The following is a 20,189-nucleotide window of genomic DNA, read 5'->3' on the forward strand; positions in this document are numbered from 1 at the left end:
CGTAGCTATTTCCTGCTTTCACTACTCGCTTTTTTTATGCTCAATTTAGTTCAGCATCTGTAAATATCAGATAAAAAACTTCTTTATCGATAAAAGGAATTTCGTTTTCATTAGGCATAAAAAAGAGCTCAAACAAATCGTTTCAAATGCGAAGCATTCAACGACTCAAAAAAATATTAAAGTGGAGTTAATCAGGGCTAGACTTGTTTGCTTGCTTTTAGAGTTGAAGGAAATTAAAAAGTAATCACTTGTATTAGTAATTAACTAAATATGGTTGTTGTCTAGATTATTTTATTACATTATGTTTAATTCAGCATCCAATGCTTCTTGTCTTTTTCTTCTTGCTCCTAAATCGGAAGATGCTCTTAAATTAAGGGTGTACTGCACTACACTTTCACTTGTCTCTGCTATTTCGCCTTCTTCTTTTTCAACTCTTACTAATTTGTTTATTTTATCTGCAAACTCCATAAGTTCTTTTCCAACAGTTTCTCTTTTAGCGTCTGACATAGGCATTAACTCAGTATACTTACTGAATAAAACAAAAAGCGTGTAAAAGTCAGTTTTTTTTGACCATCTTGTATTTCCAATTTGAGGTAATACTTTAATAATTTCTCTTAAAACCTTGTCAAATTTATCTTGCAATTCAAATTTTTCAGGAAATTCTTCTTCGTATAATTCATAATATTTGTCAAGGGTTTGTTTTTTATTTTGAACTCCGTGTAAAACAGCAATTGACAATTCACTAATGAATTCAACATCTTTCATCCTTTTAATATCAGTTGCTGTGAATACATCAATTTTTTGCCATAACTCGTGGGTAGCTAACTTATTCATTAGTTTGATAAATTGCCCCCAATATGTAGCTTGTCTTAGTTCTTGAGGATTTAAAACTACATTGTTTCTATTTAGTCTTTGAAAAATTTCTCGAAGTTCTAAATCGGATATTTCTGGAAGCATTCGGACTACGAATTGATATCCGTATAACTTTTTCTTTTGATTAGCATTCAAATCATCAAATGATAATCCACCTAATGAAGGGCTGTCTCTTCCATCAATTTCAAAATCACCGTGAATATATTCAAGACAAGATGTGATTCGTTGTTGTCCATCAACTACAATGTATTGTTTACTACCATTTTCTTGAATTAAATCTTGCATATATAGTTCAGGAATAGGAAATCCATTGAGTATACTATCAATTAAAAAACTTTTTTGCTTATTTGTCCAAACCAAATTTCTTTGAAAAGGAGGTCTCATTTCTAATTGGTCTAATTCATCAGCTTGTTTAAACCAAGAAATATCTCTGTGCGTTGTTTGTAAAAAATCTGCCATTATTTTGTTATGATTATGTCCTTAAGTTTTCCTATTCCTTCAGATTGATATTCTCTTAAGGATTCAAAGTCTTTATATATTCTAAAATTTATATCTCTATCTTTAGTAGGTTCTATTTTTCTCATCTCATCTATTGCTAACATCCAAGTTTTACCAAATGGTAAAATTTGTATTATTTTATCAGTAGCAATAGTTCCCCAATAAATTAATCTTTCTCTGTGGTCTCGAATTGCTTCTTTTTCTTTCCATTTAAGTTTATGTCTTTTCGGCCCTAAATTTCTCAAATGATGCCAAGATACGTCAAAGTAGTGACTTGAAATAATTGCTACGTCAATATCGGAATTACCATCGAATTTTCTAAAATTCTTTTCTGGATTTAGACTAATTCCTACTGCAGAACTACCGGTAAAAGTAATTGCTTTTCCATCAACACCAATTAGATTACCTAATCTTTCTTTCCAATCTATGTAGAGTTCAAAATCATTATTAAAAATATAAGGAACTCTTTCTAATATCCATTTAGAACTTATATAATTTGGGTGATAATCAATTATTTCTTTAGTCAGTTCTTCTTTCAAAAGATTAGTTTTTCAGTGTTGTACATAACGTTATCAAGTTTAAGCAACGTTTTAAAAACGTATTTAGCTAATTTAGCCTTTTTTAACAAGAAAACAGCACGTAAAACTACCCTTTTTAATAAAAATCAATTTAAATATATTTCCAAGGATTTATTTTCCTTGGTAAATAAAATTATTTGTTGTAAATTTGTCTAGAATTTAAAATCAACTAAGATGAAAACAACTAAAATTATTTATTACATCTCAACAGGATTGTTAACATTATTAATGCTTTTTTCAGCAGGAATGTATTTTTTCAATCATGAAGAAGTCGCAACAATGTTTACCAATTTTGGGTATCCAACTTATATTATTTATCCTTATGCCATTGCAAAGCTATTAGGCTTAGCTGCAATTTGGTTCATTGGTAATAAAATATTAAAAGAGTGGGCGTATGCTGGCTTTTTCTTCGCATTTATTTTAGCCTTTTTTGCACACGTTATGATAGGAGATGGAGAACAATGGGGAGCTTTATTCGCAATGATTTTATTAATTGTATCTTATGTAACAGGCAAAAAAATAAGCAATGGCTAAAACCAACAAAGCAGCAATAGTTTTATCAAACAGAAACTATTTGGCAGAAGCAAAAGCAAGAAATCATTTTTTAACCATAGATGAGCCAGTTGCTTCTGGAGGTGATGATAATGGACCAACTCCAGTAGAGTATTTACTCACAGCAGTTGGAGGTTGTGTCTCAATCACTTTAAGAATGTATGCAGAGAGAAAAGGTTGGGAAGTTGGTAAAATAACTGTAAATGTTTCTCAAAAAGAAGAAGAGACATCAGAAGGAATTAAAAAGAGTTTGGTAGAAGAAATTTCTTTTGAAAACGAAATTACAGAAGATCAAAAAACAAAATTATTAGAAATAGCAGGAAAATGTCCTGTTGCAAAAATGATAAAAGGAGAAACTGTTATAGAAAGTAGTATTCAGTAAGTCAGTATGCAGTTGGCAGAAATCAGTCAGCAGTTTCCAGTCGCAGTTTGCTGTTTGTTAGTTCGAGTGATTTTGAGATTATCGAAATCAAAATACATTTTGATTAAAGATACCTAACGTAGCTAAAAAAAAATTGTATCGAGAACAAATAAAAAAAACAAAATAATATGAAAAAAATACTAGCATTTGCAGGGAGCACAAGCTCTACATCCATCAATAAAAAATTGGCAACTTATGCAGCAAAAAAGTTAGAAAAAACGGCTTTTGATGTGATAGATTTAAGAGATTTTAAAGTGCCAATATATAGTGAGGATAAAGAAAAAGAAAATGGTTTGCCAAAAGATGCCCAAAAATTTTCAGCTTTATTTGATAATTATGATGGCTTTATTTTATCATTAGCAGAGCACAATGGTTCTTATGCAGCAGCTTTTAAAAACTTATTCGATTGGAGTTCTAGAGTAGAAGGTAACGTTTTCAGAGATAAACCATTGTTATTAATGGCAACTTCGCCTGGAGGAAGAGGAGGAGCCTCTGTTTTAGAAGCAGGTACATCAAAATTTTCTAGAATGGGTGGCAAACCATTGGTAAGTTTTTCTTTACCAAGTTTTGGAGACAATTTTAAAGACGATAAAATAATTGACAAAGAATTATCTAAAGAATTAAAAGAAAAAGTAATTGAATTTGAAAATGCTGTAAATCAATAAAAAATGAAGATAGTTTTATACGGAAAACAAGGTCACGCATACACTGTTGCTTTTAAGAATTTTTTAAACTCAACAGATGTTCCTTACATCTATAAAGATATTTCTAAAGATGCTGATGCCAGAGAACATAGCAAAGAATTGTATGGAGGTATTGCAAAGTTTCCAACTCTATTTGTTGATGACAATGTGTATTTAACGCCAACAACAGAAGAGTTTAACAAAATAATGCAAGATTTAAAATTGAGAGCGTAAGAAGATAGAAGTTGGAAGATGAAAGTTTGAAGTTGGGAGAAGATACTTCTAGAAAAACTTCGAAATAAGAAGGGAATAAAATTGAAATAGTAAATTAGTTAATAAATGATAAAGAATGTCAAGCTGAGCCTGTCAAAGCTTTTTATTTTTGAACACTGAACACTGAACACTGAACACTGAACACCGAACACTGAATACTGAATACTGAATACTAAATAATGGGAGACATTTCAAAAGACATAAAATCAAAATTTGTGAGTAATAAAGTCAAAGCTTTAATCAATATCAAATACACCTCTAATTGGTTAAATAGCAAAGAAAATGAGTTTTTTAAACCTTATGGAATATCACCACAACAATACAATATCCTAAGAATTTTAAGAGGAGCAAAAGAAAGAACTAAGGTGCAAATTGTAAAAGACAGAATGATAGAAAGAGCACCAAATGCAACACGTTTAATGGATAAATTGTGTGATAAAAGCTTAATTGCGAGAGAACGTTGTGAACATGATAGAAGAGTAGTTTATGTAAAAATTACAAATCAAGGTTTAGAGCTTTTGTCAACTATAGATGATAATAAAAATTTAGCATTTTTAGAAAATTTAACAGATGAAGAAGCAGAAACATTAAGCAACTTGTTAGATAAAATAAGATAAAAATTGTCATTCTGGAATTGTTTCAGAGTCTCATTGGAAATAGAACCGTATTTTTTTATTAAAATATTTTCCAAGGAAAATAAATCAAAAACAAATAATGATGAATTTCAGATATATACGATTAAAAATTCCAAGCATTATTTTGATTTATAAATAATCGTCATTCTGAACTTGTTTCAGAATCACACATAACTAAAATAAGCTTAATAATTGCTATTCCTATAATATCAGGAATATAAAAATCAAAAAAATGAAAACATATAAAACCATACAACATAAAGTTACAAGTTCGTTAGTAAATATGGGTCCAATTAGATTGCGTCAACCTTTACCAACACAAGGCATAGAAAATGTAGATCCTTTTTTATTATTACATCATTATGGACCTTATGCAATTTCAGAATTTAACAATCCTTTTGATTTGGGTCCACATCCACACAGAGGTTTTGAGCCCATAACATTACTTTTTAAAGGAGAACAATTGCATAGAGATTCTCTAGGAAATGAAATGGTGGTAAAAGCAGGTGGAGTTCAGTGGACAACTGCTGGACGTGGAATTATTCACGCAGAAGCACCAACTAAAGCCTTTGTAAAAAAAGGTGGCGATTTAGAGGGAATTCAGCTATGGTTAAATTTACCAGCAAAAGATAAAATGATTTCTCCTAATTATCAACATTTAGAAGATGCCCAAATCCCAAAGATTTTTTCTGAGGATAAAAAAGTGCAACTAAATGTCATTGCAGGGAATCAGAAAGAAGTAAAAGGAAATATTAGTACACAAACTTCAGTAAATGTATTTACAGCAAAAGCTGATGAAAATGGGAGCATAGAAATTGAGATTCCAGAAAACCATCAATCTTTACTCTATTTGTTAGAAGGCGAAATCATTGTAAATGATGCTGAGAATTTAAAAAAAGGCGAAAATCAAATGGTCACTTTCAATCAAGATGGAAATACTATAAAATTTGAAGCAGTACAAAAAAGTACTTTGTTGATTTTATCAGGAGAACCCATCAATGAAAAAGTAACCCAATATGGTCCTTATGTAATGAACACGCAGACAGAAATTTTAGAAGCAATGCGTGATTATCAAGCAGGAAAAATGGGGTATTTGTATTAATATGATATAAAATGTCATTTCGAGCGCAGTCGAGAAATCTTAAAACCTTTCGATAACTTCGTAAGCTACTTACAATTAAAATATATTTTAATTTTAGTAATGCTCAAGATGACCATAAAAAACAATAAAATAATGAAAAAAACAATTCACAAAGCAGATACAAGAGGACATGCAAATCACGGATGGTTAAAATCACATCATACCTTCAGTTTTGCAGGATATCAAAATCCAGAAAGAATGAATTTTGGCATGTTACGTGTTTTAAATGACGATGTTGTACAGCCAAAAATGGGCTTTGGTACACATCCTCATAGAAATATGGAAATCATTTCTATACCCATTTCAGGAGCCTTATCTCACAAAGATTCTATGGATAATAAACGCGCTATAGAAGTAGGAGAAGTGCAAGTAATGAGTGCAGGAACAGGTTTAACACATTCAGAGTTTAACGATTCTAAAACAGATGAAGTTAATTTTTTACAACTTTGGATTATTCCAGAGCAACAAGAAGTAGCACCTTATTACAATCAAAAGTTTTTTGAAGAAGAAGGAAGGAAAAACAAGTTTCAAACCTTAGTTTCTCCAAGAACAAATCAGGTTGAAGGTTCTTTACCTATAAATCAACAAGGTTATATTGCTATGATAGATTTAGATGCAGGAATTGATACTGAATACGAATTAAAAAACGGAGCTTATTTTTTTTTAATAGATGGTGAAGTTGAAGTTGCTGATGAAATCTTGTACAAAAGAGATGCTATAGGTATATCTGAGGCTGATAAAGTTAGCGTTAAAGCAAAATCTAAAAGTAAGTTACTAGTAATTGATGTGCCAATTGATTAGCAGTTAATTACCTATTAAAAGTAAATTAACAATAAAAAAGTATTTTTTTTAAAGAAAATACTTTTTTTGTCTTTGTATTAAAAAAAAATATACATTTGCTTAACTTATTTTAAGCAAAATTGTTAAGTTTTTCTTATTTCGGAAATAACTTTCCTTTGGAGAATGAAAGTTATACAGCATTTTGGAAATGCAACGAAAAAATTAAGGTGTCTCCATTTTCCTTTCTAAAAGAAGTGCAGCGTATTTCTAAGTTGCACGTTGTTTATTTACAAATATTACAGTGATAATCATCTCTTTTTAAGAGTTATATTTTCTTTTCTAAAACTTTTTCAGTTTTAGTTTAGCATCATTTATCCTATAATTATTTTAAAATAAAGTGAACACAAAATACATAGATTTAATCGAGCAAACGTTCGATTTTCCTCAAGAGGAATTTAAAACAGAAAACAATAAATTGTTTTGGCATGGTGTAAATTTAATGGAATTAGCAGCAAAATATGGTGCTCCATTAAAATTTACATACCTACCAAAAATATCCGAAAACATCAATAAAGCAAAAGGATGGTTTCAAAATAGTATAGAAAAACACAATTATAAAGGCAAATACTTTTATAGTTATTGTACAAAAAGTTCTCATTTTAAGCACATTTTAAATGAAGCTTTAAAAAATGATATTCATATAGAAACTTCTTCTGCTTTTGATATCGATATTGTAAACAATCTGAAGAAAGAAGGAAAAATAAAAGACACCACTTTCGTGATTTGTAACGGATTTAAACGCGATCAGTACATCAAAAATATTGGATATTTAATCAATTCAGGACATAAAAATTGCATTCCAATCATAGATAATTATGAGGAGTTAAATTTATTGATGGATGAAACTGACAAAAAACTAAATGTAGGCATTAGAATTGCTTCTGAAGAAGAACCAAAATTCGAATTTTACACATCTAGATTAGGAATTGGTTATAAAAATATCGTTACTTTTTATGAGCGTGAAATAGCTAAAAACCCTCAAGTTGATTTAAAAATGTTGCACTTTTTCATCAACACAGGTATCAAAGACAATGCCTATTATTGGAATGAGTTGATGAAATGTTTAACAGTGTACATCAACCTAAAAAAAGTATGTCCAAATTTAGATAGCTTAAATATTGGAGGTGGTTTTCCGATTAAAAATTCATTAGGTTTTGAGTACGATTATCAATATATGATTGATGAAATTATCAATCAAATAAAACAGGCTTGTGATGAAGCAAATGTAGAAGTACCTCATATTTTTACGGAGTTTGGAAGTTTTACAGTAGGCGAATCTGGAGCAGCAATTTACGAGGTTTTGTATCAAAAAAAACAAAATGATAGAGAACGTTGGAATATGATAAACTCATCATTTATTACCACTTTACCAGATTCTTGGGCAATTAATAAACGTTTTATAATGCTCCCAATAAATAAATGGAATAGACAATATGAACGTGTTTTGTTAGGTGGTTTAACCTGTGATAGTGATGATTATTACAACTCAGAACAACATGTAAACGGAATTTACTTACCTGTTTATGAGAAAGATAAACCCTTGTATATTGGTTTTTTTAATATTGGTGCTTATCAAGAATCTATAGGTGGTTTTGGTGGTTTGCAACATTGTTTAATTCCACATCCAAAACATTTAATTATTGATAGAGATAAAGATGGAAATATCATCACTAAAATATTTAAAGAGCAACAAAAAAGTAGCGAATTATTATCCATTTTAGGCTATGGAGAAACTAATAAAACAACAAAAAAAGAAGAAAAAATAATTAAACAAGAAGTGTTTTAACACATCAACTTATAAAATGAATACAAAAAAAACTTATGCAGGAATTCCACAAGAATTTGGAAACCTATCAACATCAAAAATAGTAATTATTCCTGTTCCTTACGATGGAACAAGTACATGGCAAAAAGGAGCAGACAAAGGGCCACAAGCATTCTTAGAGGCTTCAGAAAACATGGAATTGTATGACATAGAAACCGATTCTGAAGTATATAAAGAAGGTGTTTTTTTAGCTGAAGCTGTAACAGAAAATGCATCACCAGAAGCGATGGTAGCAGCTGTGCATCAAGAAACTAAAAAATATATTAATAGAAATAAGTTTGTAACTGTTTTTGGAGGAGAGCATTCAGTTTCAATTGGTACAATTAGGGCATTTAATGAGTGTTTTAACAATTTAACTGTATTGCATATAGATGCGCATGCAGATTTAAGAAAAGAATATCAGGGTTCTTCTTGTAACCATGCTTGTGCTGTATATGAAGCCAATGAACAAACCAATTTGGTACAAGTAGGCATTAGAAGTATGGATATTTCTGAAAAAAGAACAATGAATCCAGACAAAGTATTTTTTGCTCATGATATGGCTGTTAATGAAGATTGGATGGATGATGTTTTGGATCAGCTTACAGGTAATGTTTTTATTACGTTTGATTTGGATGCTTTAGATCCTTCTATAATGCCAAGTACTGGAACTCCAGAACCTGGAGGATTATTTTATTACGAAACCTTAGAGTTCTTGAAAAAAGTTTTTACAGAACGCAATGTAGTTGGATTTGATATGGTTGAATTATGCCCAAATCCTACTGAAAAATCATCAAATTTTTTAGCAGCAAAATTGTTCTACAAAATGTTAAGCTATAAATTTATTTCTGATATGGAAGATGAAGAAGATTATGAGACTAATGATGGAAATTCGTTTAGCAAATTATCTAAGTTTAAAAATGATGACGACGATTTCTAATTCTTAAATTAATGAAAATGGAAACAAAAGTCGTTGCTTATCATTTAGAAAGGCAACTAAATTTAAAAAAGTTTAGAGAAGAATGTACCTATCCATTAGCAAAAAGAGAACACTCTTTTTTATTATATAAGATACATACAGATTCGTTTATTTATTTGAAAGATTATGGAAGCATTGTTTTTTTAAATTGTGATGAAAGCATAAAAAAGGAAGTATTTAAAAAGAATATTTTAGATAATTACGATGAAAAAAGATTACCTAAAGAAGAGTTTACAATCGTTAAAGGAAATCTGTTAGAAGTAGATTTTGGCAAAATACAAATACCAGAATTAACCATAGATATTGCACATATAATAATGCTAAATCTTGCTCAATCTGTTGCTTTAACAAACTATGTAAATAGAACTTCAATTTTGCATGATAGTACTTTACAATATGTAAAACAACTTGAAGAAAAAGGGAGTATTAAGCTTTCAAAAAAAGATATGCGGATTTTTATAGGTAAAACAATGAACCTTAAAAATAGTATTTTAGAAAACTTATTTATTTTTGATTCTTCTGATTTAGCTTGGTCTAAAGAGCATTTATCAAAATTAGATTATCAGTTAAAAGATGAATTAGATATTTTAAAACGCCATCAAGGATTACAATTTAGTATCAATGTAATTAAAGAAAATTTAGATTTATTTCAAGGAATTTTACAACATAAATATAGTAGTATGTTAGAGTGGATTATTATTATTCTAATCCTTTTTGAAGTAATACAAGTATTTATTTAAAAAACATATAATGAACAAAGCAATTACAAATTTTATAGAAAAATATTTTCTGCATTTTAACGCAGCTTCATTGGTTGATGCTGCTAAAGGATATGAAACTCAATTAGAACAAGGTTCTAAAATGTTAGTTTCTTTAGCAGGAGCAATGAGTACAGCAGAAATAGGAAAGATTTTTGCAGAAATGATTCGTCAAGAAAAAGTACATATTATTTCTTGTACAGGTGCAAATTTAGAAGAAGATATAATGAATTTAGTAGCACATTCTCACTACAAACGCGTGCCAAATTATAGAGATTTAACACCTCAAGATGAATGGGATTTGTTACTAAAAGGGGTAAATAGAGTTACAGATACTTGCATACCAGAAGACGAAGCTTTTAGAAGATTGCAAAAGCATATTTTTAAAATTTGGAAAGATGCAGAAGAAAATGAAGAACGTTTTTTTCCACATGAATTTATGTACAAATTATTATTATCAGGTGTTTTAGAAGAATATTATGAGATAGGTTTAAAAGATTCTTGGATGTATGCTGCCGCTCAAAAAAACTTACCAATGGTTGTTCCTGGTTGGGAAGATTCAACAATGGGTAACATTTTTGCGTCCTATGTTTTAAAAGGAGAATTAAAATCAACGACTATAAAATCTGGAATTGAATACATGACTCTCTTAGCAGATTGGTACACAGACAATTCTAAAAATGGAATAGGATTCTTTCAAATTGGAGGAGGTATTGCTGGTGATTTTCCAATTTGTGTGGTGCCAATGTTATATCAAGATATGGAAAGAGAAGAAACTCCTTTTTGGAGCTATTTCTGTCAAATTTCAGATTCAACTACTAGCTATGGTTCGTATTCTGGAGCAGTACCAAATGAAAAAATTACTTGGGGAAAACTAGATATTAACACCCCTAAATTTATCATAGAAAGTGATGCAACCATTGTTGCACCTCTTATTTTCGCTTATTTATTAGAAATGTAACAAATTTGTCATTTCGAGCGCAGTCGAGAAATCTTTGATTTAAATTCGGAATTTTAATTAGATATTTCAACTGTACTTAAAGTGGTATAAAAAATATTTAAAAAATGAAAAGAGTAATCGTAGAATACGCAAAACTGACAAAAGACATATTAGATATGTTAATTGACAAATATCCAGATGGTTATGATTATGAAGACATCATTTCCTTTAAAAATGCCAAAGGCGACACTGTAAAAGCTGTTGAAGTAAAAACAGAAGATACATGTTATTTAGTGAAAATAAGTGATCGTTTAGAAAATGCAATGGAAGAATATGCAGAAGATGAAGAGTTTTTTGAAGATAATGACGATTTTGATGTAAATGATATGGATGATAAAGTATAGTTTCTAAATTTACAATAATTATATCTAAAGTACTTTTTTATTCCATAAAATACAACAGATAATCATATAAGTTCTGACGCATAAAACATGTCAGAACTTTTTTTATGTAATAAACTTGTATTAAAATTTGACTGCTAAAAATAACTTAATGATTTTGGAAAAAATTGTATCTTGCAAAGTATTATGCATGCATAATAAATTTAGAAAACTTTCTTGTGATAAAATTACAAGATTCCAAATTAAATAGTTATTCCCTTAAAAGAGGAAATCAAATTCCATATTTATGAAATACAAACACATTTTTGAGCCCTTAGATTTAGGTTTTACAACGTTAAAAAACAGAATTTTAATGGGGTCTATGCATACAGGTTTAGAAGAAGAAAAAAATGGAATAGATAAAATTGCAGCCTATTATGCAGAACGCGCAAAAGGTGGAGTAGGATTGATTGTTACTGGAGGAATATCACCAAACATACAAGGTTGGACAGCGCCATTTTCTGCAAGAATGTCTACAAAAAAACACGCAAAACATCATCAAAAAATAACAGAAGCTGTACATAAAGAAGGTGGTAAAATTTGCATGCAAATTTTACATGCAGGTAGGTATGGTTACCATCCTTTTAATGTAGCACCTTCAAAAATTAAAGCTCCAATCAATAGGTTTACACCTTTTAAATTAAAAGAATCAGGAATTAAAAGAACCATTAACGATTTTGTAAACTCTGCAAAATTATCAAAATTGGCAGGTTATGATGGTGTAGAAATTATGGGTTCAGAAGGTTATTTAATCAATCAGTTTATAGCAAAAAGAACCAACAAAAGAACTGATAAATGGGGAGGAGATTATGAAAACAGAATGCGTTTACCTATTGAATTGGTAAAACAAACAAGAGAAGCTGTAGGTAAAGAATTTATCATTATTTACAGATTATCGATGTTAGATTTGGTAGAAAATGGAAGTTCTTGGGAAGAAGTGGTTCAATTAGGTAAAGAAATAGAAAAAGCAGGAGCAACCATTATCAATACAGGTATTGGTTGGCATGAAGCAAGAATACCAACTATTGCAACCTCTGTTCCAAGAGCAGCATTTACGTGGGTTACCAAAAAAATGAAAGAAGAAATTAAGATTCCTTTGGTTACTTCTAATAGAATAAATATGCCAGAAACTGCAGAAAAAGTGTTGGCAGAAGGTGATGCAGATATGATTTCTATGGCACGTCCTTTTTTAGCAGATCCAGAATGGGTAAATAAAGCTAAAGCTGATAAAAGTGATGAAATTAATACCTGTATTGGTTGTAATCAAGCATGTTTAGACCATGTTTTTCAGCAGAAAGTAGCCAGTTGTTTGGTAAATCCAAGAGCTTGTCACGAAACAGAATTGAATTACAACCCAACTTCAACTAAGAAAAAAGTAGCAGTTATTGGTGCAGGTCCTGCAGGATTAGCAGCAGCTACAATTTCTGCTGAAAGAGGGCATATTGTTACATTGTTTGATGTAGCTTCAGAAATTGGTGGGCAATTTAATATGGCAAAACAAATTCCTGGTAAAGAGGAATTTTATGAAACCATCAGATATTTTAACAAACAAATTGAATTGCATAATGTAACTGTTAAATTAAATACTAGAGTTACTATTAATGATTTGAAAGAGTCAGATTTTGATGAAATTGTTGTGGCAACAGGCATCAAACCTAGAGAGTTAAAAATTGAAGGTATCAATCATCCAAAAGTATTGAGTTATATTGATGTTTTAAAACACAAAAAACCAGTTGGAAAAAGAGTGGCAGTTATAGGAGCAGGAGGAATTGGGTTTGATGTTTCAGAATATTTATCTCATGAAGGCGAATCTACATCACAAAATATAGATGCTTGGTTAAAAGAATGGGGAATAGATAAATCTATGGAAGCTAGAAGTGGAATTGAAGGTGTAAAACCAGAATTTCATCCATCACCAAGAGAAATTTTTATGTTTAAAAGAAGTAAAGGTAAATTTGGTGGAAATCTCGGAAAAACGACAGGTTGGATTCACAGATCTACTCTTAAAAAGAAAAAAGTACAATTTATAGGCGAAGTTTCTTATAATAAAATTGATGATCAAGGGTTGCATTATACTCAAAATGAAGAGCAAAAAATTTTAGACGTAGATAATGTAATTATTTGTGCTGGTCAAACTCCATTTAAAGAACTATATCAACCTTTATTAGATTTAGGTAAAAGCGTTCACGTTATTGGTGGCGCAGATTTTGCAAGTGAATTAGATGCAAAAAGAGCAATAAATCAAGGCGCAAGATTAGCTGCTAAATTGTAGAAAATCTCCTTATTTTTTCTCATATTTGCCTTTCTAACTAACTAATTACGAATTTATGGGAATGAATAAAAACACAGTGCTTGCATGGGCAACGTTTATAATGATTTTAGTAGGATTAGGTTTAATTGCTTTAGGCGCATTTAGGTACGATGATGTTGCTGGTTGGGGATTTGCAGCTGTTGGTTTTGGTTTCTTTGCCATTGCTTGGGTTTTTAATGCCTTAAAAGGAAGAGTATAAAGTCTACCATTTTCTGTAGCAGTTTACAAATAAAAAGATAAAAATATAAAAATTAAGAAATGTCAGACGATAAGAAGGTCATCTTTTCGATGAATAAGGTTTCTAAAACCTATCAATCAACAGGAAAACAAGTTTTAAAAGATATTTATTTAAGCTTTTTTTACGGAGCAAAAATTGGAATTCTTGGTTTAAATGGATCAGGAAAATCTACTTTATTAAAAATTATTGCAGGTGTAGAAAAGAATTTTCAAGGAGATGTTACTTTTTCTCCTGGTTATAAAGTTGGCTATTTAGAACAAGAACCGCAATTAGATCCAGAAAAAACAGTTTTAGAAGTTGTAAAGGAAGGTGTTGCAGAAACAGTTGCCATTTTAGATGAATACAACAAAATCAATGATATGTTTGGTTTGGAAGAAGTGTATTCTGATGCTGATAAGATGGAAAAACTAATGAACCAACAAGCAGAATTACAAGATAAAATTGATGCTGCTAATGCTTGGGAATTAGACACCAAATTAGAAATTGCTATGGATGCTTTGCGTACACCAGATTCTGATAAAAAAATTGGTGTGCTTTCTGGAGGAGAAAAAAGACGAGTTGCATTATGTAGATTGTTATTACAAGAACCAGAAATTTTATTGTTAGATGAACCAACAAACCATTTAGATGCAGAGTCTGTACATTGGTTAGAGCATCATTTAGCACAATATAAAGGTACTGTAATTGCAGTTACTCATGATAGGTACTTTTTAGATAATGTTGCTGGTTGGATTCTTGAGTTAGATAGAGGAGAAGGGATTCCTTGGAAAGGAAATTACTCTTCTTGGTTAGATCAAAAATCTCAGAGAATGGCGCAAGAAAGTAAAACTGCTTCCAAACGTCAGAAAACATTAGAACGAGAATTAGAATGGGTTCGTCAAGGAGCAAAAGGCCGTCAAACAAAGCAAAAAGCACGTTTGAAAAACTATGACAAATTAATGAGTCAAGACCAAAAACAGGTTGATGAAAAATTAGAAATATATATACCTAATGGGCCACGTTTGGGAACTAATGTTATAGAAGCTTCTGGAGTTTCTAAAGCTTATGGAGACAAATTATTATATGAAAATTTAGAGTTTAATTTGCCACAAGCAGGAATTGTAGGTATAATTGGACCAAATGGAGCAGGAAAAACCACCATTTTTAAAATGATTATGGGCGAAGAAACTCCAGATGCAGGTAATTTTAATGTGGGTGAAACTGCAAAAATCGCTTATGTAGATCAGGCACATTCAGATATCAATCCTGATAAAACCATTTGGGAAAATTTTTCTGATGGTCAAGATTTAGTAATGATGGGAGGAAAACAAGTAAACTCTCGTGCGTATTTAAGTCGTTTTAATTTCTCTGGAAGTGAGCAGAATAAAAAAGTTTCTACTTTATCTGGTGGAGAAAGAAATAGATTGCATTTAGCAATGACTTTAAAAGAAGAAGGAAATGTACTTTTATTAGATGAGCCAACCAACGATTTAGATGTAAACACTTTACGAGCTTTAGAAGAAGGTTTGGAAAATTTTGCGGGTTGTGCAGTAGTAATTAGTCACGATAGATGGTTTTTAGACAGAATATGTACACATATTTTAGCTTTTGAAGGAGACTCTCAAGTATATTTCTTTGAAGGTTCTTTCTCTGATTACGAAGAAAATAAGAAGAAACGTTTAGGTGGAGATTTAATGCCAAAACGTATTAAATATAAAAAGTTGATTAGATAAAGTTTATTGATTTTTTTCAATTTATTAAAAGCAGCTAAAGAAATTTAGTTGCTTTTTTTAATTTTGAATCGTTTTTTCTTCCTCATTAAAAATATATTTGTTTATTATATATTCTGTAATTGGATCTAATTCTTTTAAAGTTTCTGGATGAATTCCTCTGTGATTAAAATATTCTAGTTTTCCTGTTGCAGATTTTCCATACCAAATTAAAGGATCTCCTTTTCTAAAAAATTGTGTGTCACTATCTATTTCCACTTTTTTAAATTCATCGATATCAATTTTATAGATGGTATTATCAATAGCATTATTATTTTTACAAGAAGAAGTTATAAAATAATTTTCTTGCCAAGTAATACAGCTTTTTTTAGTATGATTGTAGATAAAATAAGACAAAGGAAAAAGAGCTAAAATTGAAATAATAATAAGTTTATTTTTATACTTTCTGTTGGAGTTTTCTTTAGACAATTTCTTTGAACTTACTTCTTTTTTCGGAATGATAATTTCTTCTCTAAGTTTATTATTTGTTAAAGGTGCTTGCTGTTTTTTACAAGAATTCTCAAAATCAGAATAATCTTCAAAACCCAAATATTTAGCAATTAAATTTTTTAATTCATTGTTGGGTTCTCCAGCTTTATTTTTTCTGTTTTCTACGTATTTATTATAATAATTTGTAAGAGTTTTTGTGGAAACAATATTTATCTTATGATATTTTTCCTCCAAAATTTTATCAATAAAAAAATTAAAACAACCATATTTTTTTATGCTATCATTTTCTTTTTCTGTTTTTAATTTTTCAAATAAATCAGTAAATAATTTTCTTAACATAGCTATTTTGTTGGTTTTCCAAAGTTAGAAATAATTTAGAAAAAAATTTCCAAACCACTTAGAAAATCATTTCTATTTCTTTTCCAATCATTTTCTAATCAAAACATTCATTCTCATTGGATATTTGTAGAAGAATTAGTTCTCTATAAAAAACGAAAAGAGAATTACTTCTAAAAACAAGAATTAAATAGTGGCTTTATTTTAACTGGGAAAACAATTTAAAAAAGCTATTTCATTCTACAACTTCCCGCAAAAGAGGCGCGCGACTCTTTTAAATTTTAATGTGTTGCTGGCAACAAAAAAGCTGAATTCTAAAATTCGGACAGCAACACTTTTGTCTAATTTTTAAAAGAATAAATCATGAAAAAAGTATTTTTAGTATTCGCAATTTTACTTGCAAACGGAGTTTTTACATCTTGTACAGATTTAGAAGATGAAACTACAAAAATGGAAATTTTAGCTACTGATGGAGAAGATGAATATTTACCAGATGATGATGATGATGTTACAGATAATTCAAATGAAGGAAATTAATTTTTTTTGATTTTTTTAATTTAGTATTTTAGAGGAATGAAATTGAAACTTTTATTCCTCTTTTTTATTTATACTATTATAAGTCTTTCTTTTTTGTCATTTCAAAAAATAAATAATGAAATTACTTTTGATAGTATTTATAAAACGGTTAGCTTTTTTAGTAAACAAAAAGACAATAGGAAAGCTTTATTCTATTCTAGAAAATTATTAAAAAAAGGGTTAGAAAATGATAATTATAAACAACAAGCAAAATCCTATTACAAAATTGCAGAATTTAACAGAAAATTAAATTTTAAAGACAGTGCTTTTTATTATTACAATAAATCGAAACAATTATACTTTTTAAACAAAGATAGTGTTCAGGTTGGAAGATGTTTGTCAAATATTACAATCATAGAATCTTTTTTTGGAGATTATAACAATAGTGATATTTCTGCAATTAAAGGTTTAATGTTTTTAAATGGTAAAAGAGTGAAAACAATAATTTCTCTGTACAATACTTTAGCTATAAATTCAAAAAAACAACACCTTTATGAAGAATCATTATATTATCACAAGAAAATTTTATCATATAATTTATTAAAAAGACAAGAAATTGCAATCAAAAATAATCTAGCAAATGTTTATAAAGAATTAAATAACTACCCTAAATCAATTTCAATTTTAAAAGAGCTATTACAAGATTCAATTAAAAGCAAAAAAACAAAAGCAAGAATTATCGATAATTTGGCACATATAAAATGGTTGCAAAATTCAAAAAATAATGTGTTAAATGATTTATTATTAGCTGAATCAATCCGAAGAAAAGAAAACGATAATTATGGATTAATAGCAAGTTACAGTCATTTATCAGATTACTTTAAAGAAATAAACAAATCTAAATCACTTTTTTATGCAGAAAAAATGTATAAAACAGCTAAAAAAGAAAATGCTTCCAATGGCTTGTTAGAAGCTATAGATAAAATTGTTCAATTAGAATCACCAGAAAAATCTATTATATACTATCAAGAAAGTATTCATTTAAGAGATAGTTTACAAAAAGAAAATACCCAAAGACAATACAAATTTGTTAAAATTAAATACAATTACGAAGAAGAAGAAAAGCAAAAACTAAAGTTTGAGGCTTTAGCAACAAAAAATCAATTAATTGCAGAACAGGAAAAAAACCAAAAGAAAAACATAATCATCTTCGCAATATTGTTAATTGCTGGCTTAGTATTTTTAGGATACAGAAGAAAGCAACAAAACAAAAAAAGAATTTTACAAGAGAAATACAAAACAGAAACAAAAATTGCAAAAAGATTGCATGACGAATTAGGCAATGGCATTTACAATGCAATTACAAAAGTGCTAAACCCTAAATTTGAAACCGAAGAAATTGTACAAGATTTAGACAAATTATATTTACAAACTCGTGCAATTTCACATGAAAATGATTCTGTAGAAACAGGTGCAGATTTCGAAAATTATTTTAGAGAATTGGTGGCAAGTTATAATTCTAATGCTTGTAAAATTAGCCTAAAAGGTCTATCGTCTTTACAATTAAGTTTGTTATCTATAGAAAAACAAGTGGTTATTTACAGAGTTTTTAATGAGTTGTTTGTAAACATGAAAAAACATAGCAAAGCAACATTGGTAGTTATTTCTTGCAAAAAAGTAGGCAATAAATTAGAAATGATTTACAAAGATAATGGTGTTGGGTTTAGAGAAAATATGTTTGTTATTAAAAATGGACTCAAAAATATGGAAACCCGTATTAATTCCATTCAAGGAACTCTTAATTTTGATGCTCAAGCTAACAATGGTTTTAAAGCAATCATTCGTTTTAAAAAATAAGTATGTTTCAAAAAGTGTTAATTGCAGAAGATTTTGATATTATAAATAGCGGACTAAAAGCTACTTTACAAAAAATGCAGATACCTAAAATTACTCATATTTCTTATTGCGATGAAGCTTTTTTAAAACTGAAAAAAGCAAAATTAGAAGGAAATCCGTTCGATTTATTAATAACAGACTTGTCATTTGTAGAAGACCATCACAAACAAAACATTCCTTCTGGTGAGGCTTTAATAGAAAACATAAGAGAAGAATTTCCTAATTTAAAAATTATTGTTTTTTCTGTGGAAGACAAGCCATTTCGCATTCAGCATTTATATAACAATTTAAAAATTGATGCTTATGTTTGGAAAAATAGAAACGGACAAAAAGAATTGGAAAAAGCGATTCAACAAATTTATGCAAATGGAAGTTTCTATATTTCAGAAGATTTAAGAGAAGCCATTCACCCTAAAAAAGCGATTGAAATTACGGAATATGATATTCATATTATAGAACATCTTTCCAAAGGAATTTTACAAGATAATCTACCTGAACTATTTGTAAAGAAGCAAATAAAACCATCAAGTAAAAGTTCTATAGAAAAAAGATTAAAATTTTTAAAAGAACATTTTAATGCGAAAAACCCAACACATTTAGTGTCTATTGCTAAAGATTTTGGGTTGGTTTAAAGGTAATTTTAACACCAATTTTGTTAGACTACGGATTTCCGTAGTTTTTTTTTGTTTAATAGAATTAGTTTTGACTTAAGTTAAAAAATACAAAATGAAGAAATTTATATTCTTAATAATTATCATTTTTTCTTTAAATGTTTTCTCTCAAAATGTTAAAAAAAAATCTGAAAAGGTAAAAACTAAAATGGAAGCCTTTTCATCAAAAACAGGTTTAATAACAAAATCTATAGATTTTAATTTAGATAAATTAGAAACTAGGTATTCAGTTGCAAAAACAAGAATTAGAAAAATAAGTAGTGGTAATATTGAAAGTTATTTTTATCAAATTGAAAAAACAAAAAAATATGGAAATTCAACTGCATCAATAGAATATTCTGATCTTTTAGAAATAATTAAAGCATTAAGTAAATTGGAGTTAGAAGTAGAAAAAGATTTAAAAGATGAACCAGATTATATGGAGAATAGATTTATTTCTGAAGATGGTTTTCAGCTAGGTTATTTTATTAGTAAAAACAAAGTGACTTGGTATTTAAAATTAGAAAAGTATGGTTCTAAAAACACTTTATTTATTAAAGATTTAGGAAAATTGAAAATAGCATTTCAAAAAGCTAAAAACAAAATTGAAGAAATAAAAAATATATAAC

At 29.1% G+C, this 20,189-nt stretch carries 22 protein-coding genes; 19 read left to right on the top strand and 3 right to left on the bottom strand.

Features of this window, described 5'->3' with window-relative positions; genetic code table 11:
- Positions 1-294: 294 nt before the first annotated feature.
- Together ACY2RW_RS04250 and ACY2RW_RS04255 are read right to left on the bottom strand one after the other, a co-directional pair.
- Positions 295-1,332: a DUF262 domain-containing protein gene (locus ACY2RW_RS04250; RefSeq protein ID WP_490121457.1), complete on the bottom strand. Its 1,038-nt coding sequence runs from the start codon at positions 1,330-1,332 to the stop codon at positions 295-297.
- Positions 1,332-1,910: a hypothetical protein gene (locus ACY2RW_RS04255; protein ID WP_490121458.1), complete on the bottom strand. Its 579-nt coding sequence runs from the start codon at positions 1,908-1,910 to the stop codon at positions 1,332-1,334. Before ACY2RW_RS04255 ends, ACY2RW_RS04250 begins: the two co-directional genes overlap by 1 nt.
- 213 nt (positions 1,911-2,123) lie before the next feature.
- On the opposite strand from ACY2RW_RS04255, the gene ACY2RW_RS04260 reads away from it, so the two are divergent.
- The 15 genes from ACY2RW_RS04260 (at position 2,124) to ettA (ending at position 15,676) form a co-directional block, all read left to right on the top strand.
- Entirely contained in the window at positions 2,124-2,483 is a 360-nt protein-coding gene (locus ACY2RW_RS04260; RefSeq protein ID WP_490121459.1) for a DoxX family protein, read from the top strand.
- Positions 2,476-2,883, top strand: coding sequence for an OsmC family protein (locus ACY2RW_RS04265; protein WP_490121460.1), 408 nt, complete (start codon positions 2,476-2,478; stop codon positions 2,881-2,883). Before ACY2RW_RS04260 ends, ACY2RW_RS04265 begins: the two co-directional genes overlap by 8 nt.
- A 167-nt stretch (positions 2,884-3,050) precedes the next feature.
- The gene (locus ACY2RW_RS04270; RefSeq protein ID WP_490121461.1) at positions 3,051-3,587 is read left to right on the top strand and encodes an NADPH-dependent FMN reductase; all 537 of its coding nucleotides are present in this window, start codon (positions 3,051-3,053) and stop codon (positions 3,585-3,587) included.
- Between the two features lie 3 nt (positions 3,588-3,590).
- Positions 3,591-3,839 (top strand): glutaredoxin family protein, encoded by a 249-nt coding sequence (locus ACY2RW_RS04275; protein ID WP_490121462.1) that lies wholly within the window; start codon positions 3,591-3,593, stop codon positions 3,837-3,839.
- 218 nt (positions 3,840-4,057) lie between these two features.
- Positions 4,058-4,495: a MarR family winged helix-turn-helix transcriptional regulator gene (locus ACY2RW_RS04280; protein WP_490121463.1), complete on the top strand. Its 438-nt coding sequence runs from the start codon at positions 4,058-4,060 to the stop codon at positions 4,493-4,495.
- 250 nt (positions 4,496-4,745) lie between these two features.
- Entirely contained in the window at positions 4,746-5,615 is an 870-nt protein-coding gene (locus tag ACY2RW_RS04285; protein WP_490121464.1) for a pirin family protein, read from the top strand.
- A gap of 132 nt (positions 5,616-5,747) precedes the next feature.
- Positions 5,748-6,455 carry a pirin family protein gene (locus ACY2RW_RS04290; protein WP_490121465.1) on the top strand — a complete coding sequence of 236 codons (708 nt, stop codon included), beginning with the start codon at positions 5,748-5,750 and terminating at the stop codon, positions 6,453-6,455.
- A gap of 376 nt (positions 6,456-6,831) precedes the next feature.
- A complete protein-coding gene (locus tag ACY2RW_RS04295; RefSeq protein WP_490121466.1) occupies positions 6,832-8,280 on the top strand; it encodes an arginine decarboxylase in 1,449 nt (482 codons plus the stop codon).
- A 16-nt stretch (positions 8,281-8,296) separates the two neighbouring features.
- Positions 8,297-9,238: an agmatinase gene (speB, locus tag ACY2RW_RS04300; RefSeq protein WP_490121467.1), complete on the top strand. Its 942-nt coding sequence runs from the start codon at positions 8,297-8,299 to the stop codon at positions 9,236-9,238.
- 17 nt (positions 9,239-9,255) lie between these two features.
- Entirely contained in the window at positions 9,256-10,017 is a 762-nt protein-coding gene (locus ACY2RW_RS04305; RefSeq protein WP_490121468.1) for an RMD1 family protein, read from the top strand.
- A gap of 10 nt (positions 10,018-10,027) precedes the next feature.
- The gene (locus ACY2RW_RS04310) at positions 10,028-10,996 is read left to right on the top strand and encodes a deoxyhypusine synthase family protein (protein WP_490121469.1); all 969 of its coding nucleotides are present in this window, start codon (positions 10,028-10,030) and stop codon (positions 10,994-10,996) included.
- A 104-nt stretch (positions 10,997-11,100) separates the two neighbouring features.
- Positions 11,101-11,379 (top strand): hypothetical protein, encoded by a 279-nt coding sequence (locus tag ACY2RW_RS04315; protein ID WP_490121470.1) that lies wholly within the window; start codon positions 11,101-11,103, stop codon positions 11,377-11,379.
- Positions 11,380-11,662: 283 nt separating this feature from the next.
- The gene (locus ACY2RW_RS04320) at positions 11,663-13,687 is read left to right on the top strand and encodes an oxidoreductase (protein WP_490121471.1); all 2,025 of its coding nucleotides are present in this window, start codon (positions 11,663-11,665) and stop codon (positions 13,685-13,687) included.
- A 55-nt stretch (positions 13,688-13,742) separates the two neighbouring features.
- Complete coding sequence (locus ACY2RW_RS04325; RefSeq protein ID WP_138537544.1) at positions 13,743-13,925, top strand: CAL67264 family membrane protein; 183 nt, start codon at positions 13,743-13,745, stop codon at positions 13,923-13,925.
- Between the two features lie 59 nt (positions 13,926-13,984).
- Positions 13,985-15,676, top strand: coding sequence for an energy-dependent translational throttle protein EttA (gene ettA / locus ACY2RW_RS04330; RefSeq protein ID WP_490121472.1), 1,692 nt, complete (start codon positions 13,985-13,987; stop codon positions 15,674-15,676).
- A gap of 57 nt (positions 15,677-15,733) precedes the next feature.
- Here the strand turns inward: ettA and ACY2RW_RS04335 are convergent, their stop codons facing one another.
- Entirely contained in the window at positions 15,734-16,501 is a 768-nt protein-coding gene (locus ACY2RW_RS04335) for a hypothetical protein (protein ID WP_490121473.1), read from the bottom strand.
- 360 nt (positions 16,502-16,861) lie between these two features.
- Between ACY2RW_RS04335 and ACY2RW_RS04340 the strand changes: the two genes are divergently transcribed.
- The 4 genes from ACY2RW_RS04340 (at position 16,862) to ACY2RW_RS04355 (ending at position 20,188) form a co-directional block, all read left to right on the top strand.
- Positions 16,862-17,035: a hypothetical protein gene (locus ACY2RW_RS04340; RefSeq protein WP_490121474.1), complete on the top strand. Its 174-nt coding sequence runs from the start codon at positions 16,862-16,864 to the stop codon at positions 17,033-17,035.
- A gap of 36 nt (positions 17,036-17,071) precedes the next feature.
- On the top strand, positions 17,072-18,871 hold the full coding sequence (locus ACY2RW_RS04345) for a sensor histidine kinase (RefSeq protein ID WP_490121475.1): 1,800 nt from the start codon (positions 17,072-17,074) through the stop codon (positions 18,869-18,871).
- Between the two features lie 2 nt (positions 18,872-18,873).
- The gene (locus ACY2RW_RS04350; RefSeq protein ID WP_490121476.1) at positions 18,874-19,542 is read left to right on the top strand and encodes a response regulator; all 669 of its coding nucleotides are present in this window, start codon (positions 18,874-18,876) and stop codon (positions 19,540-19,542) included.
- 94 nt (positions 19,543-19,636) lie between these two features.
- The gene (locus ACY2RW_RS04355; RefSeq protein ID WP_490121477.1) at positions 19,637-20,188 is read left to right on the top strand and encodes a hypothetical protein; all 552 of its coding nucleotides are present in this window, start codon (positions 19,637-19,639) and stop codon (positions 20,186-20,188) included.
- Position 20,189: the final 1 nt, after the last annotated feature.

The organism is Polaribacter sp. 2305UL8-11, from assembly GCF_058147165.1.

Coding starts and splice junctions, on each gene's coding strand:
- ACY2RW_RS04265 (WP_490121460.1), top strand. CDS start 2,476: ATGGCTAAAACCAACAAAGCAGCAATAGTTTTATCAAACAGAAACTAT.
- ACY2RW_RS04280 (WP_490121463.1), top strand. CDS start 4,058: ATGGGAGACATTTCAAAAGACATAAAATCAAAATTTGTGAGTAATAAA.
- ACY2RW_RS04270 (WP_490121461.1), top strand. CDS start 3,051: ATGAAAAAAATACTAGCATTTGCAGGGAGCACAAGCTCTACATCCATC.
- ACY2RW_RS04260 (WP_490121459.1), top strand. CDS start 2,124: ATGAAAACAACTAAAATTATTTATTACATCTCAACAGGATTGTTAACA.
- ettA (WP_490121472.1), top strand. CDS start 13,985: ATGTCAGACGATAAGAAGGTCATCTTTTCGATGAATAAGGTTTCTAAA.
- ACY2RW_RS04355 (WP_490121477.1), top strand. CDS start 19,637: ATGAAGAAATTTATATTCTTAATAATTATCATTTTTTCTTTAAATGTT.
- ACY2RW_RS04350 (WP_490121476.1), top strand. CDS start 18,874: ATGTTTCAAAAAGTGTTAATTGCAGAAGATTTTGATATTATAAATAGC.
- ACY2RW_RS04310 (WP_490121469.1), top strand. CDS start 10,028: ATGAACAAAGCAATTACAAATTTTATAGAAAAATATTTTCTGCATTTT.
- speB (WP_490121467.1), top strand. CDS start 8,297: ATGAATACAAAAAAAACTTATGCAGGAATTCCACAAGAATTTGGAAAC.
- ACY2RW_RS04345 (WP_490121475.1), top strand. CDS start 17,072: ATGAAATTGAAACTTTTATTCCTCTTTTTTATTTATACTATTATAAGT.
- ACY2RW_RS04335 (WP_490121473.1), bottom strand. CDS start 16,501: ATGTTAAGAAAATTATTTACTGATTTATTTGAAAAATTAAAAACAGAA.
- ACY2RW_RS04325 (WP_138537544.1), top strand. CDS start 13,743: ATGGGAATGAATAAAAACACAGTGCTTGCATGGGCAACGTTTATAATG.
- ACY2RW_RS04320 (WP_490121471.1), top strand. CDS start 11,663: ATGAAATACAAACACATTTTTGAGCCCTTAGATTTAGGTTTTACAACG.
- ACY2RW_RS04275 (WP_490121462.1), top strand. CDS start 3,591: ATGAAGATAGTTTTATACGGAAAACAAGGTCACGCATACACTGTTGCT.
- ACY2RW_RS04290 (WP_490121465.1), top strand. CDS start 5,748: ATGAAAAAAACAATTCACAAAGCAGATACAAGAGGACATGCAAATCAC.
- ACY2RW_RS04305 (WP_490121468.1), top strand. CDS start 9,256: ATGGAAACAAAAGTCGTTGCTTATCATTTAGAAAGGCAACTAAATTTA.
- ACY2RW_RS04340 (WP_490121474.1), top strand. CDS start 16,862: ATGAAAAAAGTATTTTTAGTATTCGCAATTTTACTTGCAAACGGAGTT.
- ACY2RW_RS04285 (WP_490121464.1), top strand. CDS start 4,746: ATGAAAACATATAAAACCATACAACATAAAGTTACAAGTTCGTTAGTA.
- ACY2RW_RS04250 (WP_490121457.1), bottom strand. CDS start 1,332: ATGGCAGATTTTTTACAAACAACGCACAGAGATATTTCTTGGTTTAAA.
- ACY2RW_RS04315 (WP_490121470.1), top strand. CDS start 11,101: ATGAAAAGAGTAATCGTAGAATACGCAAAACTGACAAAAGACATATTA.